At 37.9% G+C, this 22,083-nt stretch carries 15 protein-coding genes; 6 read left to right on the top strand and 9 right to left on the bottom strand.

Going from position 1 to position 22,083, the window contains the following annotated elements; genetic code table 11:
- Positions 1–153: 153 nt before the first annotated feature.
- Genes K2X50_05170 through pssA form a run of 4 tightly spaced genes read right to left on the bottom strand, consistent with a single transcriptional unit; the run spans position 154 to position 4,023 of the window.
- Positions 154–1,491 carry an amino acid permease gene (locus K2X50_05170; GenBank protein ID MBX9586631.1) on the bottom strand — a complete coding sequence of 446 codons (1,338 nt, stop codon included), beginning with the start codon at positions 1,489–1,491 and terminating at the stop codon, positions 154–156.
- Between the two features lie 13 nt (positions 1,492–1,504).
- Positions 1,505–2,764 carry an MFS transporter gene (locus K2X50_05165; protein ID MBX9586630.1) on the bottom strand — a complete coding sequence of 420 codons (1,260 nt, stop codon included), beginning with the start codon at positions 2,762–2,764 and terminating at the stop codon, positions 1,505–1,507.
- Positions 2,757–3,239, bottom strand: a complete 483-nt coding sequence (locus K2X50_05160; protein MBX9586629.1) for a YajQ family cyclic di-GMP-binding protein — start codon at positions 3,237–3,239, stop codon at positions 2,757–2,759. The genes K2X50_05165 and K2X50_05160 overlap by 8 nt, the downstream gene beginning before the upstream one ends.
- 34 nt (positions 3,240–3,273) lie before the next feature.
- Complete coding sequence (pssA, locus tag K2X50_05155; GenBank protein MBX9586628.1) at positions 3,274–4,023, bottom strand: CDP-diacylglycerol--serine O-phosphatidyltransferase; 750 nt, start codon at positions 4,021–4,023, stop codon at positions 3,274–3,276.
- A gap of 164 nt (positions 4,024–4,187) precedes the next feature.
- Here pssA and K2X50_05150 point away from each other — a divergent pair, with 164 nt between their 5' ends.
- Genes K2X50_05150 through K2X50_05140 form a run of 3 tightly spaced genes read left to right on the top strand, consistent with a single transcriptional unit; the run spans position 4,188 to position 6,371 of the window.
- Positions 4,188–4,487, top strand: a complete 300-nt coding sequence (locus K2X50_05150) for a DUF3579 domain-containing protein (protein MBX9586627.1) — start codon at positions 4,188–4,190, stop codon at positions 4,485–4,487.
- Position 4,488: 1 nt separating this feature from the next.
- Positions 4,489–5,235: a TIGR00730 family Rossman fold protein gene (locus tag K2X50_05145; GenBank protein MBX9586626.1), complete on the top strand. Its 747-nt coding sequence runs from the start codon at positions 4,489–4,491 to the stop codon at positions 5,233–5,235.
- Positions 5,232–6,371: a cardiolipin synthase B gene (locus tag K2X50_05140; protein ID MBX9586625.1), complete on the top strand. Its 1,140-nt coding sequence runs from the start codon at positions 5,232–5,234 to the stop codon at positions 6,369–6,371. The genes K2X50_05145 and K2X50_05140 overlap by 4 nt, the downstream gene beginning before the upstream one ends.
- 125 nt (positions 6,372–6,496) lie before the next feature.
- Here K2X50_05140 and K2X50_05135 read toward each other — a convergent pair whose 3' ends face one another.
- Positions 6,497–7,468, bottom strand: a complete 972-nt coding sequence (locus K2X50_05135; protein MBX9586624.1) for a ketoacyl-ACP synthase III — start codon at positions 7,466–7,468, stop codon at positions 6,497–6,499.
- Between the two features lie 159 nt (positions 7,469–7,627).
- On the opposite strand from K2X50_05135, the gene K2X50_05130 reads away from it, so the two are divergent.
- Together K2X50_05130 and K2X50_05125 are read left to right on the top strand one after the other, a co-directional pair.
- The gene (locus K2X50_05130) at positions 7,628–8,860 is read left to right on the top strand and encodes an SIR2 family protein (protein MBX9586623.1); all 1,233 of its coding nucleotides are present in this window, start codon (positions 7,628–7,630) and stop codon (positions 8,858–8,860) included.
- A gap of 311 nt (positions 8,861–9,171) precedes the next feature.
- Entirely contained in the window at positions 9,172–14,085 is a 4,914-nt protein-coding gene (locus K2X50_05125; GenBank protein MBX9586622.1) for a hypothetical protein, read from the top strand.
- Between the two features lie 24 nt (positions 14,086–14,109).
- Here K2X50_05125 and K2X50_05120 read toward each other — a convergent pair whose 3' ends face one another.
- The 3 genes from K2X50_05120 to K2X50_05110 all read right to left on the bottom strand — a co-directional run bounded on the left by K2X50_05120 (position 14,110) and on the right by K2X50_05110 (position 16,369).
- Positions 14,110–15,246 carry an ADP-ribosylglycohydrolase family protein gene (locus tag K2X50_05120; GenBank protein ID MBX9586621.1) on the bottom strand — a complete coding sequence of 379 codons (1,137 nt, stop codon included), beginning with the start codon at positions 15,244–15,246 and terminating at the stop codon, positions 14,110–14,112.
- 307 nt (positions 15,247–15,553) lie between these two features.
- Positions 15,554–16,078: a GNAT family N-acetyltransferase gene (locus tag K2X50_05115; GenBank protein MBX9586620.1), complete on the bottom strand. Its 525-nt coding sequence runs from the start codon at positions 16,076–16,078 to the stop codon at positions 15,554–15,556.
- Positions 16,079–16,093: 15 nt separating this feature from the next.
- Positions 16,094–16,369, bottom strand: a complete 276-nt coding sequence (locus K2X50_05110) for a DUF1778 domain-containing protein (GenBank protein MBX9586619.1) — start codon at positions 16,367–16,369, stop codon at positions 16,094–16,096.
- Between the two features lie 363 nt (positions 16,370–16,732).
- Here K2X50_05110 and K2X50_05105 point away from each other — a divergent pair, with 363 nt between their 5' ends.
- Positions 16,733–21,349 carry a tetratricopeptide repeat protein gene (locus K2X50_05105; protein MBX9586618.1) on the top strand — a complete coding sequence of 1,539 codons (4,617 nt, stop codon included), beginning with the start codon at positions 16,733–16,735 and terminating at the stop codon, positions 21,347–21,349.
- A gap of 17 nt (positions 21,350–21,366) precedes the next feature.
- On the opposite strand, the gene K2X50_05100 is transcribed toward K2X50_05105, so the two are convergent.
- Positions 21,367–21,948, bottom strand: coding sequence for a heme-binding protein (locus K2X50_05100; protein ID MBX9586617.1), 582 nt, complete (start codon positions 21,946–21,948; stop codon positions 21,367–21,369).
- Positions 21,949–22,083: the final 135 nt, after the last annotated feature.

Genomic DNA, 22,083 nt, shown 5'->3' with positions numbered 1-22,083 from the left:
TAGGTGTTGATTTTAAAACCGGAAGATGCTTCCTTTGATTTATTTAGGAGAGAGAATCACGATTCTCTCCCCTAAAACCCCTCACCGATTCAGAATTCACTACTGCTCACCCTGTAGTTTGGGAATGGCAAAATATGAGCGTTTGTCTTGAAGTTACAGATTTCTAAGAGCAGCTGATCGACGCCCCTTCAGTAGGATGTAAAATGGGATTCCGCTTAAAAACAGCATCAAACCGTAGGTGATAGTTTCCTCGCCAGATCCCCATATTGCCCAAAAAGCATAGATAAAGGCCAATGAAGCAAGAATCATCATCGACGTTAAGCGTTTGCCATTAAAGAGTTCGGGACGTTGATAGTATAATAAAATCTCTGCGACCGATGTGAAGATATAAGGTATCAAGGACGCTAATGTGGCCAACAATATGATTCGCGTGAATAGGGTCACCATATTAGCCCCATACTGAAGCGACAATAATATTGTAATGAGGACACTGGAGAAAATTAATCCCACTACTGGAGTTCCTGTTCGGGTCAATTTAGCAAAAATCGGGGGAAATAAATTATCTTTTGCGGCCGCAAGCGGTATTTGTCCTTGCATCAAAATCCAACCATTGAGTGTTCCGAAGCAGGCTATCGCCCCCGCAGCAGCCACCAGCCATTTTGCCCATGAGCCAAACATCAGCATCGCCGCGGCAGCAAAAGGTGAGGTCGATTTAGCAAGCTCAGCTATAGGCACTACACCCATGACGCAAGTCGTTGTGAAAATATACACAACGGCTGCAATCAATGTACCAATAATAGTCGCACGAGGAATATTTTTTAGAGGGTCAATCACATCATCAGCAGGTACAGTGGCCGATTCAAATCCAATAAAAGACCACATGGTTAATGTTGCCGCTGCTGTTAACGCAGAAAACATCGGTTGGCCACTGACATTAAACTGAGCCAAATTATCTGCCTTAACATAAAATAGCCCAAACATTGCTATTAAAATCAATGGCACTAGCTTCAATATCGTAGTTATTACTTGAACTTGACCAGCGCGTTTAATACCTATGATATTAATCAAGGTGATGAGCCAAACCGCGCCTACGGTTAATCCAAAAGCCAATCCATGTGATGCCGAAATTTGAGGAAAGAAAACCGACAAATAACCCACAAAAGTGACTGCAATTGCGGCATTGCCAACCCACAATGCAATCCAATAATTATAAGCTACCTGAAACCCTATAAACTCACCGTACGTTTCATGACAAAAAACATAAGGGCCACCAGTACGTGGCAATAATCGTGATAATCGTGCAAACACCAAGGCCAACATGATGGTGCCTACAGCCGTAATAATCCAAGAAACGATTCCAATGGTGCCAAATGCCGCTAATGATGAAGGCAACAAAAAAATGCCCGATCCAATCATGTTACCCGCAACTAACGCCGTTAAAGTCCACAGCCCTAATGTACGACGAACAACCCTGCCATCCTCAAGATGCATACTTCACTCCCCTTCACAATCGCTCACGAACCAACCACAGTAAAATTAATCCAGGCACTGCTAACGCCACTCCGCAGCAATAATACGGTACCCAACCCCAATATGCGACAATTAATCCAGCCAATGGCCCAATGAAGACTCGTCCAATGGCAGCCAATGCCGATAACAATGCAAATTGAGTTGCAGTATATCGATGGTCGCACATGCCCATCAATAGCGCTAAAAAGGCTGCAGTTCCTAAACCGCTACAAAAATATTCCATAAAAATGGTGAACATCATCAAACTATAACTTTTTCCTACCAAGGCCAATATGACAAAGAAAAAGATCGATAAACCCTGCAATATTCCAAAAATCCATAATGCCGTATATAAACGAATCCGCGTCATGATTGTGCCGGCAATAACGAGACCCACAATGGTTCCAATCAAGCCCATTGTTTTATAAATCATTCCTACATCCACCAAATTAAAACCCAGTCCTCGCAATAAAAACGTGGTTGTGAGTTGCAATGCGAACGCATCACCAATCTTATAAAACACTACAAAAAGCAACAATAACCCTATGGATTTTCTAGACATAAATTCTTTAAAGGGTGCAACAATTAATTGCATAAAACCCATCGCCTCTTGTGGAACCGGGTTTAACCGAGGCGCCCATAATGTTGCGATAGATCCAATCACCATTCCGATCGCCATAATGATATAGGTAGCTTTAAAGCCGACACTCGCAGCGATAACCAGAGCGATCCCACCCGAAAATAAGGCCGCCAAACGATATCCACTCGTGTACAACGCAGCCCCAATTCCATGTTCTTCTTTGGGCAATAAATCTGTTCGATATGCATCAACAGCAATATCTTGAGTGGCGGATAACGAGGCCGCGACGAGAGCCAAAATTCCTAAAAGCACGGGCGATGAGATAGGATTGAGTAAAGCCATTACGGCGAAAACAGTGGCCAGCAACAATTGCATCGCGAAAATCCAACCTCGCCTGAGACCTAGTCCAGGCAACTGGTACAAATCCAAGAATCGAGCCCAAAGAAATTTATAAACGTACGGTTGTCCGACCAAAGACAGCGAACCGATAGCAATCACATTAACACCCGCCTCGGTGTACCACGCTTGCAATGTGCTACCAACTAGAGCAAGTGGCAACCCCGAGCTCATGCCCATTAACAGCGTTACCCATAAACGGCGATGAGACACCCAAGATAAAAATCCCGGCGCCTTATTCGAATCGATAGCACTGGCTAGAGAATATTCTTTAATCACGGAAATTCTCAAATTGTAATGGCAAACCCACATCTTTTTTTCGTAAAAAGGCAATAACAGTTTGTAAATCATCCCGCTTATTACCCGTCACTCTGACTTGATCTCCTTGAATCGCTGCTTGCACTTTTATTTTTTCAGCTTTGATTAATTTCACAATTTCTTTTGCAGTAGGAGTATCTACACCTTGTTTAATTTTGATTACTTGTCGTGCTTGATGCAGTGCTGTACTAATTTCTCCATTATCTAAAGACCCCACATCCACATTTCTTTTTGCCAGTTTTGTTTTTAAAATATCTTCCATCTGTTTTACCTGAAAATCAGAGGGCGCAGTAATCACAATCTCCTCGTTTTCATACGCGAATTTTGCATCGATGCCTTTAAAGTCAAATCGAGTACTAATTTCTCGATTCGCTTGATCAACGGCATTACAAACTTCTTGAGTATCGACTTTCGAAACAATATCAAAAGATGGCATAAAAACGCTCTCCTATTTTCCTAAATTCTTACTGTCATTTGTGTTTAGTAGTACGTCTTTTTTTAAGCAGTGCCCATACACGCACGACAGGCCCAGATAGCCCATACGAAATAAATGTAACAAACAAAACTTTGGGAGGATCCATTGCGATCATGACTAACACTAATGCCACAGCCAACATCGTTACGAATTTAATGCGGTCTTTTAAATCAAGGTCTTTAAAACTTCGATACGGAATATCACTGACCATTAATAATCCCGCTGACACAGTTAACATCGCCATCAAAACACTGATGGAGGTTCCTTCAATGCCTTGCTGTACGCAAAGCCAGATCACTGCAGCCAAAATGCCGGCACCTGCAGGACAAGCTAAACCTTGAAAATAACGCTTATCAGCCGATTTTCGCGTATTAAAGCGTGCCAATCTCAGTGCAACAGTGGCGGTAAACACAAAAGCAGCCAACCACCCTATTTTACCCAAAGTCGTCAAGGACCATGCATAACAAAGCAATGCGGGAGCCACTCCGAATGACACCATATCCGATAAACTATCCAATTCAGCGCCAAAATTAGTTTGAGTATTAGTCAGGCGTGCTACTCTTCCATCCAACGTATCTAGAAGCATTGCAATAAAAATGGCCATAGCAGCTATTTCGAAACGGCCCTTCATCGCGGCCACAATAGAGTAATATCCAGCAAATAAAGCCGTTAAAGTGAACAAATTGGGTAAGAGATAAATGCCTCGACCACGAGATTCCAGCACATTCGCTGAGTCTTTATCCATCTAACACGTCCTCACTAATCATATTAGGTCATTGTGACGTTCACAATGACAATGGTCAAGTCTGCAGCATCTACCAGCTCGAGCAGATAGCGTGTAAGGAAGCATAATTTTATGTTATAATTAACATCTTTACCGTTAACATTTTCACAGGCGTTGAAGAAGTCATGGGCGATCCTAAAGATACTAGCGATCAAAAAATTATTATTGAAGGGGTTACAGAAACCGGCGAAACGTTCCGGCCTACAAACTGGGCTGAACGTATGAGCGGTAAACTCTCGACATTTCAAAATCATCGCATCCGTTATTCTCCAATGCTTAAACCCGTAATGAAAGATGGCAATAATTGTGTTTTACTCGATGAAAAATTGAAGGAATCTAATCCAGCACTGTATGAATCCATTATGAATTTCGCCATCGCTAATAAATTACGAATTTGTAAACCCGAACCTGAGTCGAACAAATAGTATGGACAAAAAAGACCTGAGTGAATTAAAAGCCGAAAAACGCGCACAGCGTAAAGATTTCGGCTGGGAACACAGATCCACAAAAGCGGAACGCTCTTTTTTTTGGGGACATCGTAAATTACCCAAGGAAGTTTGGCGTGCATTTCGTGTATTTTTAGAAGCATGTAAAGGATTTTTATTATTTCATTATGTGACAAATTGCGTCACCGTTTTTGGTTCCGCTCGTTTTCCTGAAGGCCATGAATATTACGAAGCCGCTCGCAGAATTGGACAGCTTTTAGCTGAAAATCATTTCACTGTGATGACCGGTGGCGGACCCGGCATTATGGAAGCGGCAAACCGTGGCGCCAAAGAAAAAGGTGGACGCACCATTGGCTGTAATATTGAAATCCTCCAAGAACAAGACCCCAATCCTTACTTAGATCGTTGGATTACCTTTCGTTATTTTTTTATACGTAAAGTGATGCTGACAAAATTTTCGCGCGCGTTTGTCGTAATGCCCGGAGGTCTTGGAACACTCGATGAGTTTTTTGAACTGGTAACATTAATTCAAACTCGCAAGATCACTACAATGCCTATGATTTTATACGGCACCTCTTATTGGCAACCATTGCTCGACTATATGGAAAATACGTTAGCTAAATTAGGTACCATCGACATCACTGATGTTCGACGAATCGCTGTAACGGATTCTCCTGAAGAAATCATTGAATTTATCAACCTTTCTAAACCTATACAATTGAAATGACAACAGTCGAATATCATGAAAATATTTTCGTTGATGGAAGCGAGTTTTTCGCTAGCCTGATACAAGATATTAAATCTGCTCAACATAGCATCGATTTAGAAACGTACATTTTCAAAAATGATAAGCTCGGTGAAGAAATTGCAGATGCAATGATTACCGCAGCGAATAATCAAGTTAAAATTCGTGTATTAGTCGATGGTGCTGGATCACCCGTATGGGGCGGCAGTTTAACGCGTCGTTTAGAAAGAGCCGGCATAGACACTCGAATATTTCACCCTTTTCCTTGGCGAATTTGGCATTGGAGTCGATCAGTCATCCGACTGCCTTTGCTGCTCAAAGTCATTTATTTATTATTAAAAATAAACTCCCGAAATCACCGAAAAGTGTGCATTATTGATCAAAGAATTGTGTACATCGGCAGTTTTAATATCAGCAAATGTCATTTAAAACTAGAAGATGGCGGTCAAGGTTGGCGAGATACTGGCGTGCGATTAGAAAACGCTGAATTATCGGATTTAAGTTTAGCCTTTCATGCAGCCTGGAACCACATCCCCATTCGAGAAAGAATGAAAGTTATTTTTCGACACTTTAACAAAAATCCGATTATTCGTTTAAACAACACATGGCAGCGTCGACGCATTCTACACAAAAATTTAATTCGACGAATAAAACGCTGCAAAGAACGCATCTGGATCACCAATGCTTATTTTGTGCCTGATAACGTATTATTAAAAACGCTCACAGAAGCAGCACAAAAAGGAATTGATGTCAGAATACTATTACCTCGAAAATCGGATGTTTTCGTGATGCCTTGGGCATCTACTACTTTCTACTACAATTTAATTAAAGCCGGTGTGCGTATCTTTGAATATTTGCCAAACATTCTTCACGCTAAAACATTAATTATCGACAACTGGGTTTCTGTAGGATCGAGTAATTTAAATCACCGAAGTTTATTGCACGATCTTGAAGTTGATGTCAATTTACAATTACCTGATTCAAAAAATGTACTGCTCAAACAATTCACACGTGACTTGAAAAATTCCAGCGAAATTTCTTTAAAAAATTGGCACACACGGCCTTTATATCAGCGCCTTATCGGACGTCTAGCTCTGTACATGAAATACTGGATTTAAATTAAATAGCTAATAGAGACAAACGTTTTTCAATTCTCTAACATAATACTGGCTACTGGATACTGGATAATTTTCTCTTTTGCAGATTTTGAATTATTTTCAACACATCCTCTTCTCTGTCTCTCTTAATAAACAAATAAAACAGAGCCGCGCGTAAATCCCGCACCAAAACCCACAAATAATACTGTGTCCCCTTTTTTGACTTTTCCTTCCTGCACTGCATGAGTAAATGCCAAAGGAATAGACGCAGAAGAAGTATTACCATGTTGATCTACAGTGACAATAAATTTATCCATGGAAATACCGAGCTTGTCTGCAACGGCTCCAATAATTCTAACATTAGCTTGATGAGGAATAACCCAATCGACATCATCCAAACTAATATCAACTTGTGACATCACTTTTTGAATAGAATGTGAAAAATGCGCGATGGATTTTTTATACACTTCACGACCATTCATCTGAATGTAGCGATTTGTTGGGGTCATTTTTTCATAACCTTGACCAACACCCCACGTCACTTCTAAATACTCTGCACTACAACCATCTGAACCTAAATCCGCCGCTAATATACCTGGATCATTACTCATGCTCAGCACAGCAGCCCCTGCACCATCACCAAAAAGCACGCACGTCGTGCGATCGTTCCAATCTGTTACTTTCGATAATGCTTCGGCACCAATCACAAGAGCATAACGCAAATCTGATCGCCCTTTCATTAAATAGAACGCCGTTGCTAACCCGTAAACAAAACCACTACAAGCCGCTTGAATATCATAAGAAATACAATCCGTAATTCCTAAACGACCTTGCAATAATGTTGAGGTACTCGGCAAAACTTGTTGGGGAGTATTTGTAGCCACAACCAATAAACCAATATCATTGGGCTCGATATTAGCCTGTTTGATAGCTGCCAATGCCGCTTGATGAGCAAGATCCAGCAAGCTTTCATCTTCTGAAAGGATATATCGCTGCTTAATACCCGTCCGCTGAGCGATCCACTCATCAGAGGTATCAACCATTTTCTCTAAATCGGCATTTGTTATTAATTTCTTAGGCAATGCTGATCCGCTGGCTACAATCTTAACGTGGGTCATGTTCTACTCCGACAAGGCAAAAGACCCATTGTACCGAAACTGGCCCCAATTGACCAGATGGTATCTGATCTGACACCTTTCGCTCTTTCCGTTACTTCTTTTACCCAGCTCTTCTTAGCGACCTATCTAACATTGTTCTATACTTAATCAGTCACAGAGGTGAATTATCATTATGACATCAAAGAATGGAAAACGGGGTTATGCATAGTGCATAGTGAAGAGCCAAGAAAATTATTCATATTAGGAGCAGGATTCTCAAACCCTGCTGGACTACCTTTAGGCAAAGAATTATTAAATCAAATTATTAACATCGTTAATAGCGAAAAAGAGACAATTTTTGATGAGTACAAAGGTCTCTTCAATGCACATCTAGACAACTATATAAAATACCGACAGATCAAGATAGCCGATATAAATATCGAGGATTTTATTGAATTTATAGATTATGAGAATTTCTTAAACTTTTTTGGCGAACTTGGCGATAGTCGTGGCAATAATCAAGATATCATACGATTTCTAATTGCGAAATGTTTAAGTGAGAAGCAAAAAGAGATAAAGGAAAGTGACTTATATAATCAATTTGTCTCTGAATTGAATGAAAATGACATTATCATTTCACTGAACTATGACACCATACTTGAATCATTGTTCAAAAAATTTAAGAAGCAATACCATCTATTTCCCTCAGAATATCTGGGAAAATACGAGATAAACATGAAGCCCCCAAAAAGCACTATGTTACTAAAAGTTCATGGATCAATAAATTGGTTTGACTATAATGAATATAGTCAGTTGCTTGAAAAAGACGGAAATTACCGTCTAAGCCTCAGCGCCATTTCCAGGCTGCCTTCAGATTTTGTATTTAATAATCAGCATGATAAGCCTAACGAATTGACTCCATTAATACCCTATGGATTTAAGCCTGATAGAGAGACGAGACTACAAGATATATATTCTATATCAATGGATGACTTGGATAGATATGTTAAAGCATTTAATACCCCTTTCGAGCGACAAAACAACAAACTTCCAAATGCGCTGATGCATCCAGTTATTTTATCGCCAGCTCATTCGAAATTACTATATTCAAATCCTATTAAAGATTTGTTTCATGGCGCTTATTTTTATGGGCGTGATATATCAAAAATCATCATAATCGGATGTGGGTTACCAGATTATGATCGTTACATCAGACAATGGATCTATGGCATCAAAACAAAGTATTTTGGAATGTATAAAGCTAAAAGTAATATTCTTGTTATTAATTACGCAGAAACCGATAGTGATAAAAAATCGATCAAAAATAATTACTCTTTTCTAAATAACAAAAATATCGACTTCGTCTATGATGGCTTTTCAATAAGTTGCTTATCGAAAATATTTAGCGAATGAAATTTATAGCATCTTATCAGATGCTTCAGCGCAAGGGATTATTATGCAAAAGATTATGATGGATAGCTACTTCTTTCAATATCAACTCCAGATAGCCCTATTCTATATGTCTAACAATCATTCAATAGCCAATAAGCGGAGGTTCGATATTGACTAGCATCTTATCTTGACTTTTCAAACTGGTTATATGATTATATATTCGACTTATTAACATAGTAAATTAGCAGCTTACACAAGTTGACCAAACAGCTTTTTCAATTTATTTATTAAGTTTCTTGCCAAAATAATATATTTCTAAAAGGACTACAGTAATGAAAAAATCAGTATTATTTCAGGCCATTCCAGATGGTAATTGTTCGGTTAACGCATTTGCTCTCAGTTTTATTAGTCTTTTTAAGGCTAATAAACTTGATGAAGATTTACTGACAAGTTTACTGACTGATTTTTTTACTCAGCACCCAGAATATGATGTAGATGCAACTATCAATAGTGCCATTGAGAAATTTAAACATTTCTTAGTAAGGTATGCTGGGTCTTTCATACAACAGAAGATCTTAGCTCCTTTTTTTCGAGCTAGAGCGGCAACATTATTGGAAACCGATATTGTATGTCAATCAGACATGCTACCTATATTACACGGAGCATTTAGAGAGTTCTGCTTGAAAATGTTTGGATTCTCCTTATTAGAAACAGGGTTTGAAGGAGATGATATTTTTATTCGTATTGATGGATTTCAAGAATACTTTCTTCAATTATTGAGCGAATTCCAGGATCATAAGACTAATCAGACTGAAGAAAATGTTAAAGCCTTTGCCGATTCGAAATTCGACCAAATTAGCGATTGGTGGTACGCAAATGGGTTTACATTTTTTGTCAATCATATTAGGCAAGATACTGAAATGCTTGGAGACATTGAGTTAGGGCTTCTAACTAAGAATATTGGCGTCGGTCTTAGAGTTCATCGAAATAATGGTGTTTATCAGTTAGTTCCCAGTGATATTATTAGTATTGAATTGGAGAATAATTACGCAATTCATTGGGATGTCTATCTTCCTGAAGCGGATGTAGTTCAATATTATAAAAATGAAAACGTTCATTATAAGCCAATTGATAGAATCAATTTTGAAAATGTACCAGTTCAAGCTATTATTCGTGCTTCAAACGAGATTGAACAAATTATTAATACTCACAAAGATGTGAATAAAATACTATATCAATTACAATTAATTTGTTGGGCTAGCCATGAAATTAGTTGGAGCAGTAAATATGGTTGGCTAAAAGAAGCTGTTTCAGAGAAAATATGGCACCGCCTTGAGTCTTTAAGTCGATTGATCATACAAAATAAGTTTGATATTTCTGAGTTAAACACAATATGTGTTGCAATAAATCTATTTTCTATTAATGTTGATAAGGCTGATAAAAAGATAGAAAATAATAAAATCATAGTTGACAGCCTGAAAGAAGATTTATTTGATATAAAGTTTATCATCGATGAACAAGACGCGTTTCATAGAGCACAGTTGCGCATGTTCGCAAAGAAATATATGAAGATCCAATTCTCAATAGATAATGAGTTTAATTGTATAGGTATATTTAACTTTATTCAAATATTTGGTGAAATAGTTAAAAGACTTTCGGATAAAGCAATTGCTGAAACTGCTTGTGATAAGCTACCCATTTTTCCTGACCTTAGAGATAAATTGGTTCATGCTTCTTTTGTAAAAAGGATCATCAGCAATCCAGCGGGGATGCTTCTTCTACACAAGGCTATGAAATCGATTTGTAACACTCTCTCTGGAAAAAAAGATAATAAAAATGACGAAACCGCCATAGATTTCTTGAAAGAATTAGCAGATGACCCTAAATCATTTACAATAGATCAGCAAGAATCAATTATTAATGAAATGCTCTCAGTCAAGCAAAAAGAGGATTTTGTTTTTTTAAAAAAAGAAGGTTTGCAAATTATTGAAATTTTAAAGATTCTAGGCGTTGATGTTCAACTTTATCATTCTTTTTCAAGTCACATCGATCAGGAGAAATCCGGTAGTTTTTCTCAAAAAATTGGACGTGTTATATTAGAAATAAAAAAGAATTTATTTATCATTTTCAAACGTAGTCACTGTCATGAATTGATGATTCAAGAGATTGGAGAATTATCAAGTTCAGTAGAAAATGCAAAGTCTCTTGAGAGAAAGAAACTAGTGGCGCTTGAGAAAAAAATTACTGCTAAAGATCAATTCTCAAAATCGTATAAGGGTTTAATGGTTATTGTAAATCGTCTTGCACAATATGAAAAAAAAGCAAATATAGATGAATTAAAAAAGTATTTAGTCGAAGATACTATGATAGTATCCGAGGTCGATTTTGAAAGGCTATGCAAAGAAAATGATATTGATATAACATCATTAGGTGATTTAAAAATAGCTATAGAAAACATTGAAGCCGCTCTAAAGGTCCGCACAGCTCAGATCGGAGAGGCAATCTCAGCCCATGCTTTAGTTGAAAAATTATCTAATCTCACAAGTCTTACCTACCTTGAGCGAAAAAGGATATTAATTGGTAATGCGAAGTGGCTACTTAATTTAACCCTAAAACAAGCTGAATTATTAGATCTCATTACGCATACAAAAGCCTTGGATAGCAAAGATGATCTTCAGCATAGACTGTCTGAAAATAAACTTACATTCGAAAATATTAGAACTGCTATTGGTACTCCTGGATTTTCGATACTTGCACCCGTTTCGATTCATCGAAAATTTCGATATCAAAAATCTAATCCTTCAAGCTTAGAGATTATTGGATATTTATTAGAGATGATAGATGCATTAGGAAATATAGCTATATCCTCAATAGGCAATCCACCAGACTATACAAAATTAAATAACCTTTTCAATGAGAACTCACCTTATTCTTTTGCAGCTAGAAAGTTGCTAATTGATTTAGGTGAAATTCTGATGGAGCACAAGGATTGCAATGAGATTATCTCAAATCCATTTGAAAACATATCTGGCCAGCAATTAGCGCTATTTACATTATTTCGAAGTGAGCTTGCTCATCGCCCTTATGCAATCAGTATTGAAAGGATAAAGTGGTTCTATGTCCGTTGGACGACGCTTTCACCTACAGAATTGCGCAAGCAAGGGCAATTTCTTAAAGCTAATATATGGCAAAGATACCACGCAAATAAATGGAAAAACAATGTCATCTACCCACAACAAGTTATTGAAAGCCACGCTATTATCAAAAACTTTGCAATTGCTTTAGGATTTAGCCCTCAGGTAAGGATATGGGGTTCGTTAGTGGGAAATATTAACGGTATTCAAAGAGCTTTAAATATCATAGTTGAACCAATAAAAACTCAGCTTAACATGCAAGATCTGGCTGAGCTTGAGTGGAAACTATCTCAATATTTTGATTGTATAGTAAAAGTTGAGACCCTTGCGACTTTACGGTCATATTTATCAGAAACAATGTTCCCAGAGCAAGTAGAGGAGATCATTCGTGGCTCTGAATCCATTAATGAATTTATAGCGATCGAAAGTAAGCGCACTGCTCTTATTAATGATGGTGTACTTGAGATGACCATAATGGGTAAGCCTCAGAAAATTGATAGCACTAAAAAAGATTATAACCGCAGTGAGCTTAAACAAATTGATGCAATGGCACTAAAAGGCGATGATGCGTACATGAGTAGATTGAGAGATGAGCGTGAAGCTGCCTTTCGTGATCCTGATATCAAATTTTTTATTAGGCGCAAGGCTGAAGCGTTTAAGAAAATCTTAGTAAATAGCTATAAAAACCTAAGAAAGAGCTGTGAGCCACATATAAAGGTATTAATGATAATGGTTGAGAATGAAATGAAACTTCTCCAGGACATTGATGCCTATTATATGGCAAATTATCGAATGATACTTCAAGAAAATAATCAAATGACACGTTTTCACTTTAGGTATGTCTTAAAAACTGATAGCAGATACCCTAATCACTTTAAGGATACTAAACTAAGAGAACTTTCAGAAAGAGCAACATCAAAATGGAGTAAGGATGGAGCTTTCTTTGGAAAATACATGACGAGATATCCTAAGCTGTTCAAAGCATACAATACTCTTATAATGCTAATTCAGGAACTAAAAAGCTCTAGTATTATTTCAATACTTGCGAATGAGTCATCCAACAATGTCTCTGAATTGGTTCATGCAGACTTCATCTCACGTTTTCTAGATCCATTTGAAAATACTTTTCAGGAGCTCTTATATCATAAAACAGAATATTTTCTTAAGGAAACTGATCTTAGAGAAAAATTAGTAAAAGACTCTTTTGCTCAGGAAGTGATGGCTGAAGCAACTGAGAGAAAACTATCTGCTAATAAGCCACAGGCGTTATTGAATTCTTATATCATTCATAAATGCCTTCAAAAAGTTGAATATATTTGTAGAGGACAAAGACAAGTTCCAAAAGAATTAGTTTGTACTATTGAGGGCTTAGAGAAATTGTTACCATATCATTATCACGGGCGTGTGCAAACAATAGACTGTCAAATGATGAATTTTTCTTGTATCACTATGGATAATTTGAGCGAAATGTTGAAGAGATATAAATTACTCCGAAGCGATTATAATAACTATCAAAAGGATGCTGATGAAATGGCGCAATATTTTGAATTACAAGATATTATGAAGGCCATTGCAGGACTTGAATTGAAGCGATTGTATTCTCTCTGCTTGATCAAACAGGGAAAACTGTACGCTAAAGAACAAGCTAAGACAGGAAATAAAATCCCTCTCGAGATGCTGACACAATATTATCAGGTTGAACATAACCTAAGCGAGCTTCAAATGATCGAGAATGAATTCCTTCCATTAATGCTTAACCAATTTATGACTTGCAGTTATGTAGCCCAATTAAATAGTCCTAGCAGTGAATTGCTTTTAACAGAATTGGCAGATTATGTAACTTCATATGTTGACAAATCAAGCAGCAGATCTTATTTGATTATGCAATCAAAATTAGAGGATGATTCTAAAGATGCCCGCATCCGGCTCTACGCTAGACTATTGAAGTTACCATTTTTCTTTTCACAATTTTTTAAACCAGGTGCTGAAAATACAGAATTTTACCAAATTGGCCTCCGAATTTTTGGTTTTTTAGCTCCTAAAGATAAGCTAAGTTTGGCACTCACTAATAAAGAAGTCTGCGATATTTTTAAGATGGGAAATCGAAACTAAAATTGCAAAAATCTCTATATACTATCAACAGCCGGGATATTTCTGCCAGATCTGTTCACTGCGTTCTTTATTTTTTGAGTTTTCGCCGATATCCCAATCTGGAAAATCGTAAAGATCTATTGCAAGTTCAGTAATGACATCACGCAATTCAAGGCATGACAACCATTTTTCTGGTATTGCATTTACACCATACATAGTACCCAACAAATTACCGACAATAGCACCCGTGGAATCAGAATCGCCATCATGATTTACTGCCATAACTACACCTTGTTCAAAATTATTAGAAACTAAAGCGCAGTAAATTGAGATAGCTAATGCTTCCTCGGCTATCCAGCCATGACCAAGTTCAGCAATTGCAATCTCGTGTGGCAAATTACTTTTTGTTAACTGTTCAGCTAACTCAATAGCAGACAATGTTTCTTCATGATGAGGTACTGAGCATAGGCACGCTTTAGCAATGATAAGTGCTTCCGGTAGTGTAGCCCCATCTATGAGTGCATAGATTAATACTGAGAACACTCCTGCAGTTAGAGCACCCGTTGGGTGACCATGTGTCAGTCCGGCAAGTTCAGAGCCTAAACTAAATGTGTTTAGGTATGAAAATGCTGTCTTTAGTCTCCAAGTAAAAAGCCCGACTGGTGCAACTCGCATGACACCTCCGCAACCTTTGCTATCATTACTAGCCATCTCACCCAGCGTCTTCATCGCTCTTAATGCTGAAAGACAAGTGCTACCGGGCGCGCGTTGATCGTGAAGTTCATGCTGTTTAAATATCCAGCCTGTATTAATAATCTCAGATTTTAATCTGCAATTCGGTTGAAATCCTTGAGTAATTAGCCAACGTAAATAAGCATTTGCCGTTATCTCGATGTAATTTGAAGTTCGATTGAAGCGATCTGCGACCCAAGTACGCAAAAGTCCTTCCGCAGTAAATAATGTCATCTGTGTGTCATCAGTAATGGCGCCTAGCCTACCGTAGGCAGGAGAATAATCTGTGATACCCTTTTGACCAAAATGTTGCATAATTTCAGCGCGCAACATGAATTCGACTGGTGCACCCAAAGCATCACCTACTGCACCACCCAATAGCGAGCCCAAAAAGCGGATGCGAATTGCTTCACTTGACTGAGCATCATTAAGATTCACGTTAATACTCATGATTAATCCTTTATGCCGCTGCAGTATTCACTAGTTCATCAAGCTCGATTCAGATAGACATAGGCCCTTTTTATGTTTTATCTTCAGACTTAAATTTTCATAATCTTTTTCGGATAGTACGACGAATTTTAACTTGTTATATTTAGTAATATACACAGAGCCTCCAGGCAACAATTCCTCCACAGCTATAATGCCATGCCTTTTGATTTCACTAGCTGATATTGTTTGCATGCCATCTCCAAAGTACTATTTTGGGTACTAATTTTATTACGTATTTTTCAAATTAGCAAACTTTACAAATATCTTATCATACCGACGCTGCTACAAAGACTTTTTCTATAGTTTTCATAGGAAGAAATAATTTATCCGATGTATCATGATATTCAGTGAAATCATAGCGTTTGTAAAAATTGATAGCACTCTTATCTTTTGCTTTAACTATAACTGCCATTGAGGCAACTGTCTGACTTGCTACGTAACTGCGTTTTAATGCGTCAATTAATAATTTTTCACCCAATTGATTGCCAAGATATTTTTTATCAACCGCTAAACGACCAAGCAAGGTGGTGGGTAGTGTAGGGTAATATGGCAATTTTGACTTAATATCGACAGGCAGTTCATCTAACATAATTACGTTTGATGATAGCGTATAATAACCAGCGATTATCTCAGAACCTCGTTCAGAGAGAACGTAAGTTATCGAAACATTGCGGCGAGTTTCTTGTGATGCACGCTCTGCCAAATAACGATCTAGAACACTAACACCCGATGAAAATGCTTTTTTATTATGACGCTTATCAAGAACAGATATTTGGTATTGATCATAGTTCATTTTAAATTTTCTGTATTAACTATGTCGCTTTGCCGCTTTAAGTAAATTTGCATTAGGTTCAGGGGGATTTAGAATTGCTTGTACGAATAATTTTTGATCTCGTAAAGACAATTGAATAACCTCATGTTCCAATATGGTTCGCTTTGCAATTTCTTGCAGTGCTGACACCATAAAATCTGTCAACGATCTCCCAAGTAATGAGGCAGCTTGCTGAAAAAGATCTTTTTGTTCAGCAGTTACACGAGCTTCCAAACGAGCTGGTTTTGCATTGATATGTTTTGCTGTGGCCATAATATAAGCACTCCTCAATTATTCTTAAATATAAGTATACGGCAGATTGCCGTACATGTCAAGTATATATCTATAGGTATAACAATAGACAGGTACTATGTCCATACCGTACCAAATTGGAGGTAATAGCAGAATGGGGAAGGCGTGGCGTCTTGAGTCGCGACGCCTTTACACTGCCCCCCTTTCATTTCGCCGATTGACCCTCCGTCTTCTGAGCCATAAACTACAGTTTTGGCTTATCAATAATTACCTGATTTTATTGACCAATTGTTGGCACGAGAGTGTCTGCATTACGGTAACCGAAAATGTTCGTGATGTGACTGTTTTAAAGAACTATGAATTTAAGATTTGAGGAGTTTTTCCATGGAACAGAAAAAAGAACTGACATTATTGTCTGAATTAAGCACGATCAGCATCAAGAATTATTCCAATGCTTTGCATATTAACTTTATGCCGCAACTGCGCGCTTTATTAGATGTTGCTAGCGCGCACCAACCACCTAACGTGATAGGCCAAGAAGCTTTAGGCATTGCTTCAACAATAGAGGAAAGAGCCGCTGTAGTAACGCTGTCTGAAAAATCCTCTACTTTTGATGCATCAAAACGTGTTTTGACCGTGAAGGAAAAACCTATTGAAATTATTGTTGATAAGGCGATTGATGAAGAGACGTTATTGAATTTAACAAGACTGGTGGGTGAGCATTCTCCTAAATCAATCACCGAAGAAGAAGCGCGAATGCTGATGACACTCTTAGATCAACAAGGTTCCATTGATATCTTGAAATATAAACGGAATGGAATACGAATTGTATTCCGTATCCCGGAAAAAACCTTTCAACCTTTAATGGGATTGCCGCCGGCGTTTAATCACTTTACAGGGCGAGAGCGTGAATTGGAGGCGTTAAAAATACACCAGGAAGGTGTACAAGTCATTTCCACACTTGAGCCTCATCATGCTGATGAAGGTGAACAGGATGCTGTTACCTCACAAATAGCGGGTAGCGGAGGTATAGGAAAATCTACACTGGCTAATTTTCATGCACGGCAACAATTTAGAGAAAAAAAATATGCTTGGGTTCTATGGCTTAATGGCGGCTTAGACGAAAAAAATGCAGAGAATAACCTGCAATCTCAACTGTCCAGGTTGGGTGCTGAATTTGGTTTTGATTTGAAGCAAATAAAAGACAAAGATTTATATCGATTAATCTATAAAACATTATGTGAAAAAGGAAAAGGCTTAATTGTATTTGATGATATGCCGAATGCAAGTTTAGCAGCAGCCTATAGTCCGGAATCGTTTGATCAATCCAAAATGGATGTTTTGATCACAACAAGAAATGCTCGTTATTTCGGTCCGGGCATCAATAAGATAATCCTAGATGTGTTTACTCTAGAAGATGCGAAACAATATATCCACCGAATGCTTGAAAAGCCGGTGTCCGATGAGGATGCTGAGAAGTTAGCAACAACCTTGGGCCGTTACCCACTCGCCGTAACACAAGCAATTGCTTACATCAATGATAAAAAATGCTCCATAGATGCCTTTTGTGAGCGTTATAAACAATTTCTGAATGCGAGAAAAGCCTATTTATCAGAGCCTGTTCCTGGGAGTGACCCCTATGAGCTAGAGCGACGAGCAAAAGAACGGCAGTTTAAAAGTACTATGATCGCTGTTGTGCAGCTTTCATTAGAACAAGTTGAGGCCAATTGCGAATCAGATGAAGGATTTGCCCAAGCAAAAAACTTATTAATGGGTACGGCCTTTTTAGCGCCCGAAATAGCCATCCCAAAAGGATTATTACGTCAATGGATACCAAACGACCCTGCTGAAGTGGAGATTGATCAGACCTTGACCATCTTACGTCAATTCAGTTTATTAGAAGAATCGGATGTTCCTGAAAACTTCCGCATTCATCAAGTCATTCAAGACGTGATCATGATCATTGAAAATAAAAAAGCGGATGAACTGAAACAAACCTTGCATCAAGTATGTCAATATGTACGATCCTATTATCATTTAGATCATAACCTTCTTTCTGAAGAAATGAGGCAGCAAGCATTACTTCCACATTTACAACAATTAAAAGAGAAATTAGAGACTTGTGATACTAAGGATGAAATTGAAACCCAGAAAATACTATTAGATATAATGATTAGTATAGGGATGGTTTTTCGGCAGCAAGGAAAAGATAAACTCAGTGTGAAGTTACTAAATGAAGCAGAAAGTTTTTATAAGGCTCTTGGTTTAAATGAACCCGCTTATTTGATTAGAATTTTTTCTACGCTGGGTTCAGTCTATGGAAATCTTCGATATCCTAGGGAACAGGAAAAAGCACTATTACAGGTGATTGCTTTAATTACAAAAACCTACGGGCCTGAACACCCAAACCTTTTTCAAAATCTTAATAATCTTGCAGATGCCTATTTACATTTAGGCAAATTTGAAGAAGCCAAGCAAATCCTTCTAAGAGCAGAAAAAATATACTCTGCATCGAAAGATATCGAAGAAAGCTTTTATGCTAATACATTAGCAAATATGGCCTCTGTATACTGTGAGTTAGGTGACCCGAAACAAGGGATCGAATATAGAAAAAAAGCAGTTGCCATTCTTGTAAGAGATTTGGGGTCAGAACATATTTATCTTGCGCCCTCTTATGCCGATCTTGGGAGCGATTTTGGTCGGCTGGGTGATGATAAAACGTGTCGTGAATATTTAGAAAAAGCAATTTCAATACGTGAAAAATATTTTGGTGCAGACCACCCTGCTACGCTCGAGATCACCGTATTACTTTGTGAATGGCTCAGAGTCGGAGGAGATGCAAAACAGTCTTATCAATTACTTGTAAAGATCTTGTCTGTGCAGCAAGCAGAATATGGTGATGAGCATCATATGGTTGCCAAAACAAAATATAAAATTGCAAAAACGTTAATGACTTTGGGATCCTATAAAGAAGCTTTAGCCTATATTCAAAAGGCCTTGTCCGTGTTAACAGCATTTTATGGTGATGAAAATCACCTCCTGTTAGATGAGATTGAGATTAGTAAGAGCGAATTACTTCATGATCTTGGAGAGACAAAGCATGCATTAATACTAATTGATCAAGTACTGGAGAAGCAACGTAGATTTTATGGGGATGGTCATCATCATTTGAGTAAAACACTTTCAGCCAAGGCTAAAGTATTACTCGATTTAGGTGAGACTAAGGAATCAAAAAAAATTCTAAAGGTATTATTGAAGACAGAAAATGCATTTTTTGGTGATAAGCATCCAAGGACAGTTAATACTCTAGTAACCTTAGGTGATGCTTATCGACAATCCGGTAAAGACGTAAAAGCAGAAAAACTGCTTTGTGACGCTCGCGAAATTATCATCGGTAGTTTTGGCGAAGATCATCCGGAAAATATTCATATTAATTCTGCCTTAGGATTGGTTTATCTTGCTCAAGGTGACGATGAAAAGGCTTTGGATTTTCATCAAAGAGCGCTCACATTATCTGAAAGAGATTTAAAGCCCGATCATCCTGAAATTGCGACATCACTAACTCATTTAGCAATGGATTATGCTGCACTTGGAGATAGAGATAAAACAATTGAGTTTATCGACCGGGCGCTTGCAAGTAAAAAGGCCTATTACGGAGAAAAGCATCCTCACATTTTAGATTCTCTGATGGTCAAAGGAAACGCTTTAGGTGCTAAAGGCGATGCTGCCGCGGCCTTAGTCTTATTCGACGAAGCTTTGAGAATTCAGGAAAGTTATTATGGTGAAAATCATCCTATGTTAATCAGTACTTTAAAAAGCATATGTCAGGCTTTAGTAGAAATAGGCGAGATAAAAGAAGCAAAGATAAAACTGGATCGCGCGCAAGCACTATGCCATCAATTTGAAAAAGCGGATGCGATAATATATGCAGAAGTGCTAATGAACATGGCGAGTGTCTGTTCATTTTCACGCGATCAGCATAAGGCAATTGAACATCAGTTAAAAGCTTTAAAAATCATTATGAATAAGTTGGGCAAGACTCACCCCATGCTAGCGAAATCAATGATGAATTTAGGTGCTTACTATATTGAACTCAAAGATCCTATTAAGGCACTGCCTTATATTAACAAGGCCATTGATATTCAAACTAAAAAATTTGGCTTCGATCATGTAGAAACAGCTATGACACGATGCAATCGAGCCTTAGTGCAGTGGGATCTGAATAAATGTGATGAGGCAATAAGAGAAACAATCGCCATTTTAAAAATATTTCGTCACTATTTCGGCAAGTATCATCCAAAAACGCTGCATATACATAAGCTCATTTTTAATATTTTGGGTGATCATTCTAAATTAACATTATCTGTTTGTCCTAGTTTGGTAGAATATTGTGTTATTTTAGGTGAGAAATCATTGTTAGAAAAGTTTCTAGCAATTTCCGAGACAGAAATAGACCCATCTAAAGTACAATTGTTGAAAATACAGTCTTGTTTAAATGAAGAGGATTATGAGCAGACGTTAACGCTTTTGCCCGGTTGTTCTGAAGAGGTTAGAAATAGAGTTGATGTTGAGGAAATTAAATCCAAAAGAGACGATAAGCTAGTACGCTTGCATGTGTCACAATGTGTAGTAAATAATTATCGAAGGACTCCAAGGTACACATTTCAAACGATGATGGCTTACGTGGTTGCAATGCGTACTTTGGGGCACCATAAGGATGTAATCAGCGTGATTGAAGGCATGATTAAAATTTATAAGGATCCCTTTCAATTATCAAATTTATACAGAGAGTTAGCTAAATGTTATAAGCTGAATGGGGCTTATGAGGATGCTATGAAATGCGCTCAGGCTTCGCTTCAGTACAGGAGTGACCCTGAAATAATCAATTTAGCGGCTGATATCCAAGTTTTATTTAACATAACACCGCAGCTATATAAAATCTTAGATTACTTATCAGCACTAATGAAAAGTTGTGTGACACCTATCTCTTTTGGACACTGATTTTGTGTTGCCTCTCTTCACCTAAGCTTCAACATTATTTCATTTCGCCTAAAAAATGGCAGCGTCCAAGGGGGATTGTAGAAAGCATAAATCGGTCCACCAATGACGTTGAGTTTGTGAGCACTGACAAAATTTTTCAGTTCAATTAAATGATTTTGCAAATTACGCGCGCTAGACGAACCCGAAAAACGTATCACAACCGCTTTATAGCCATCCTTTTCTCGAAGTCTGACTTTTGTATTATTGGGATTGGGTAAAGTCTTTAAGGTATAAGATTTTGGCATAACAAACTGAACTAACCAGTTATTTATGTTTGCGTTTTGCTGCTGCATAACGGGCGCTGTCATTGAAATTGTTTCACTCTGTTGTTGTATGACCGGTACTGTCATTTTGATTTTTTCATTTGATTTTGTTGCAGCGGTTTTAGACTCATTATTACCAAATATATAATTAGCAATTAAACGAAAACCTTGACTAATTGCAACGTCCCTTTCACCCATCACTTCGACTTCAGCTATTATCATTGGTTTATAGGCTCGAATCTGAATCTGATCATATGATTCAATTACCTGAAAATCGGGTTCTTCATATTTGGCCATAACGATTCCTCCAAGAGAAAGTAGTAAAATAATAAAGTGTATTGCAAGATATTTTCGAAGATTTCCCTTCCGCGATGAGGGGTGTTAGGGGAGAGAATCGTGACTCTCTCCCCTAAATAGATTAAAGGAAGCATC

The organism is Gammaproteobacteria bacterium (assembly GCA_019748175.1).
Taxonomy (GTDB): domain Bacteria; phylum Pseudomonadota; class Gammaproteobacteria; order JAIEPX01; family JAIEPX01; genus JAIEPX01.
The sequence above is the reverse complement of the archived record's forward strand: the minus strand, read 5'-3'. Positions and strand labels throughout refer to the sequence as shown.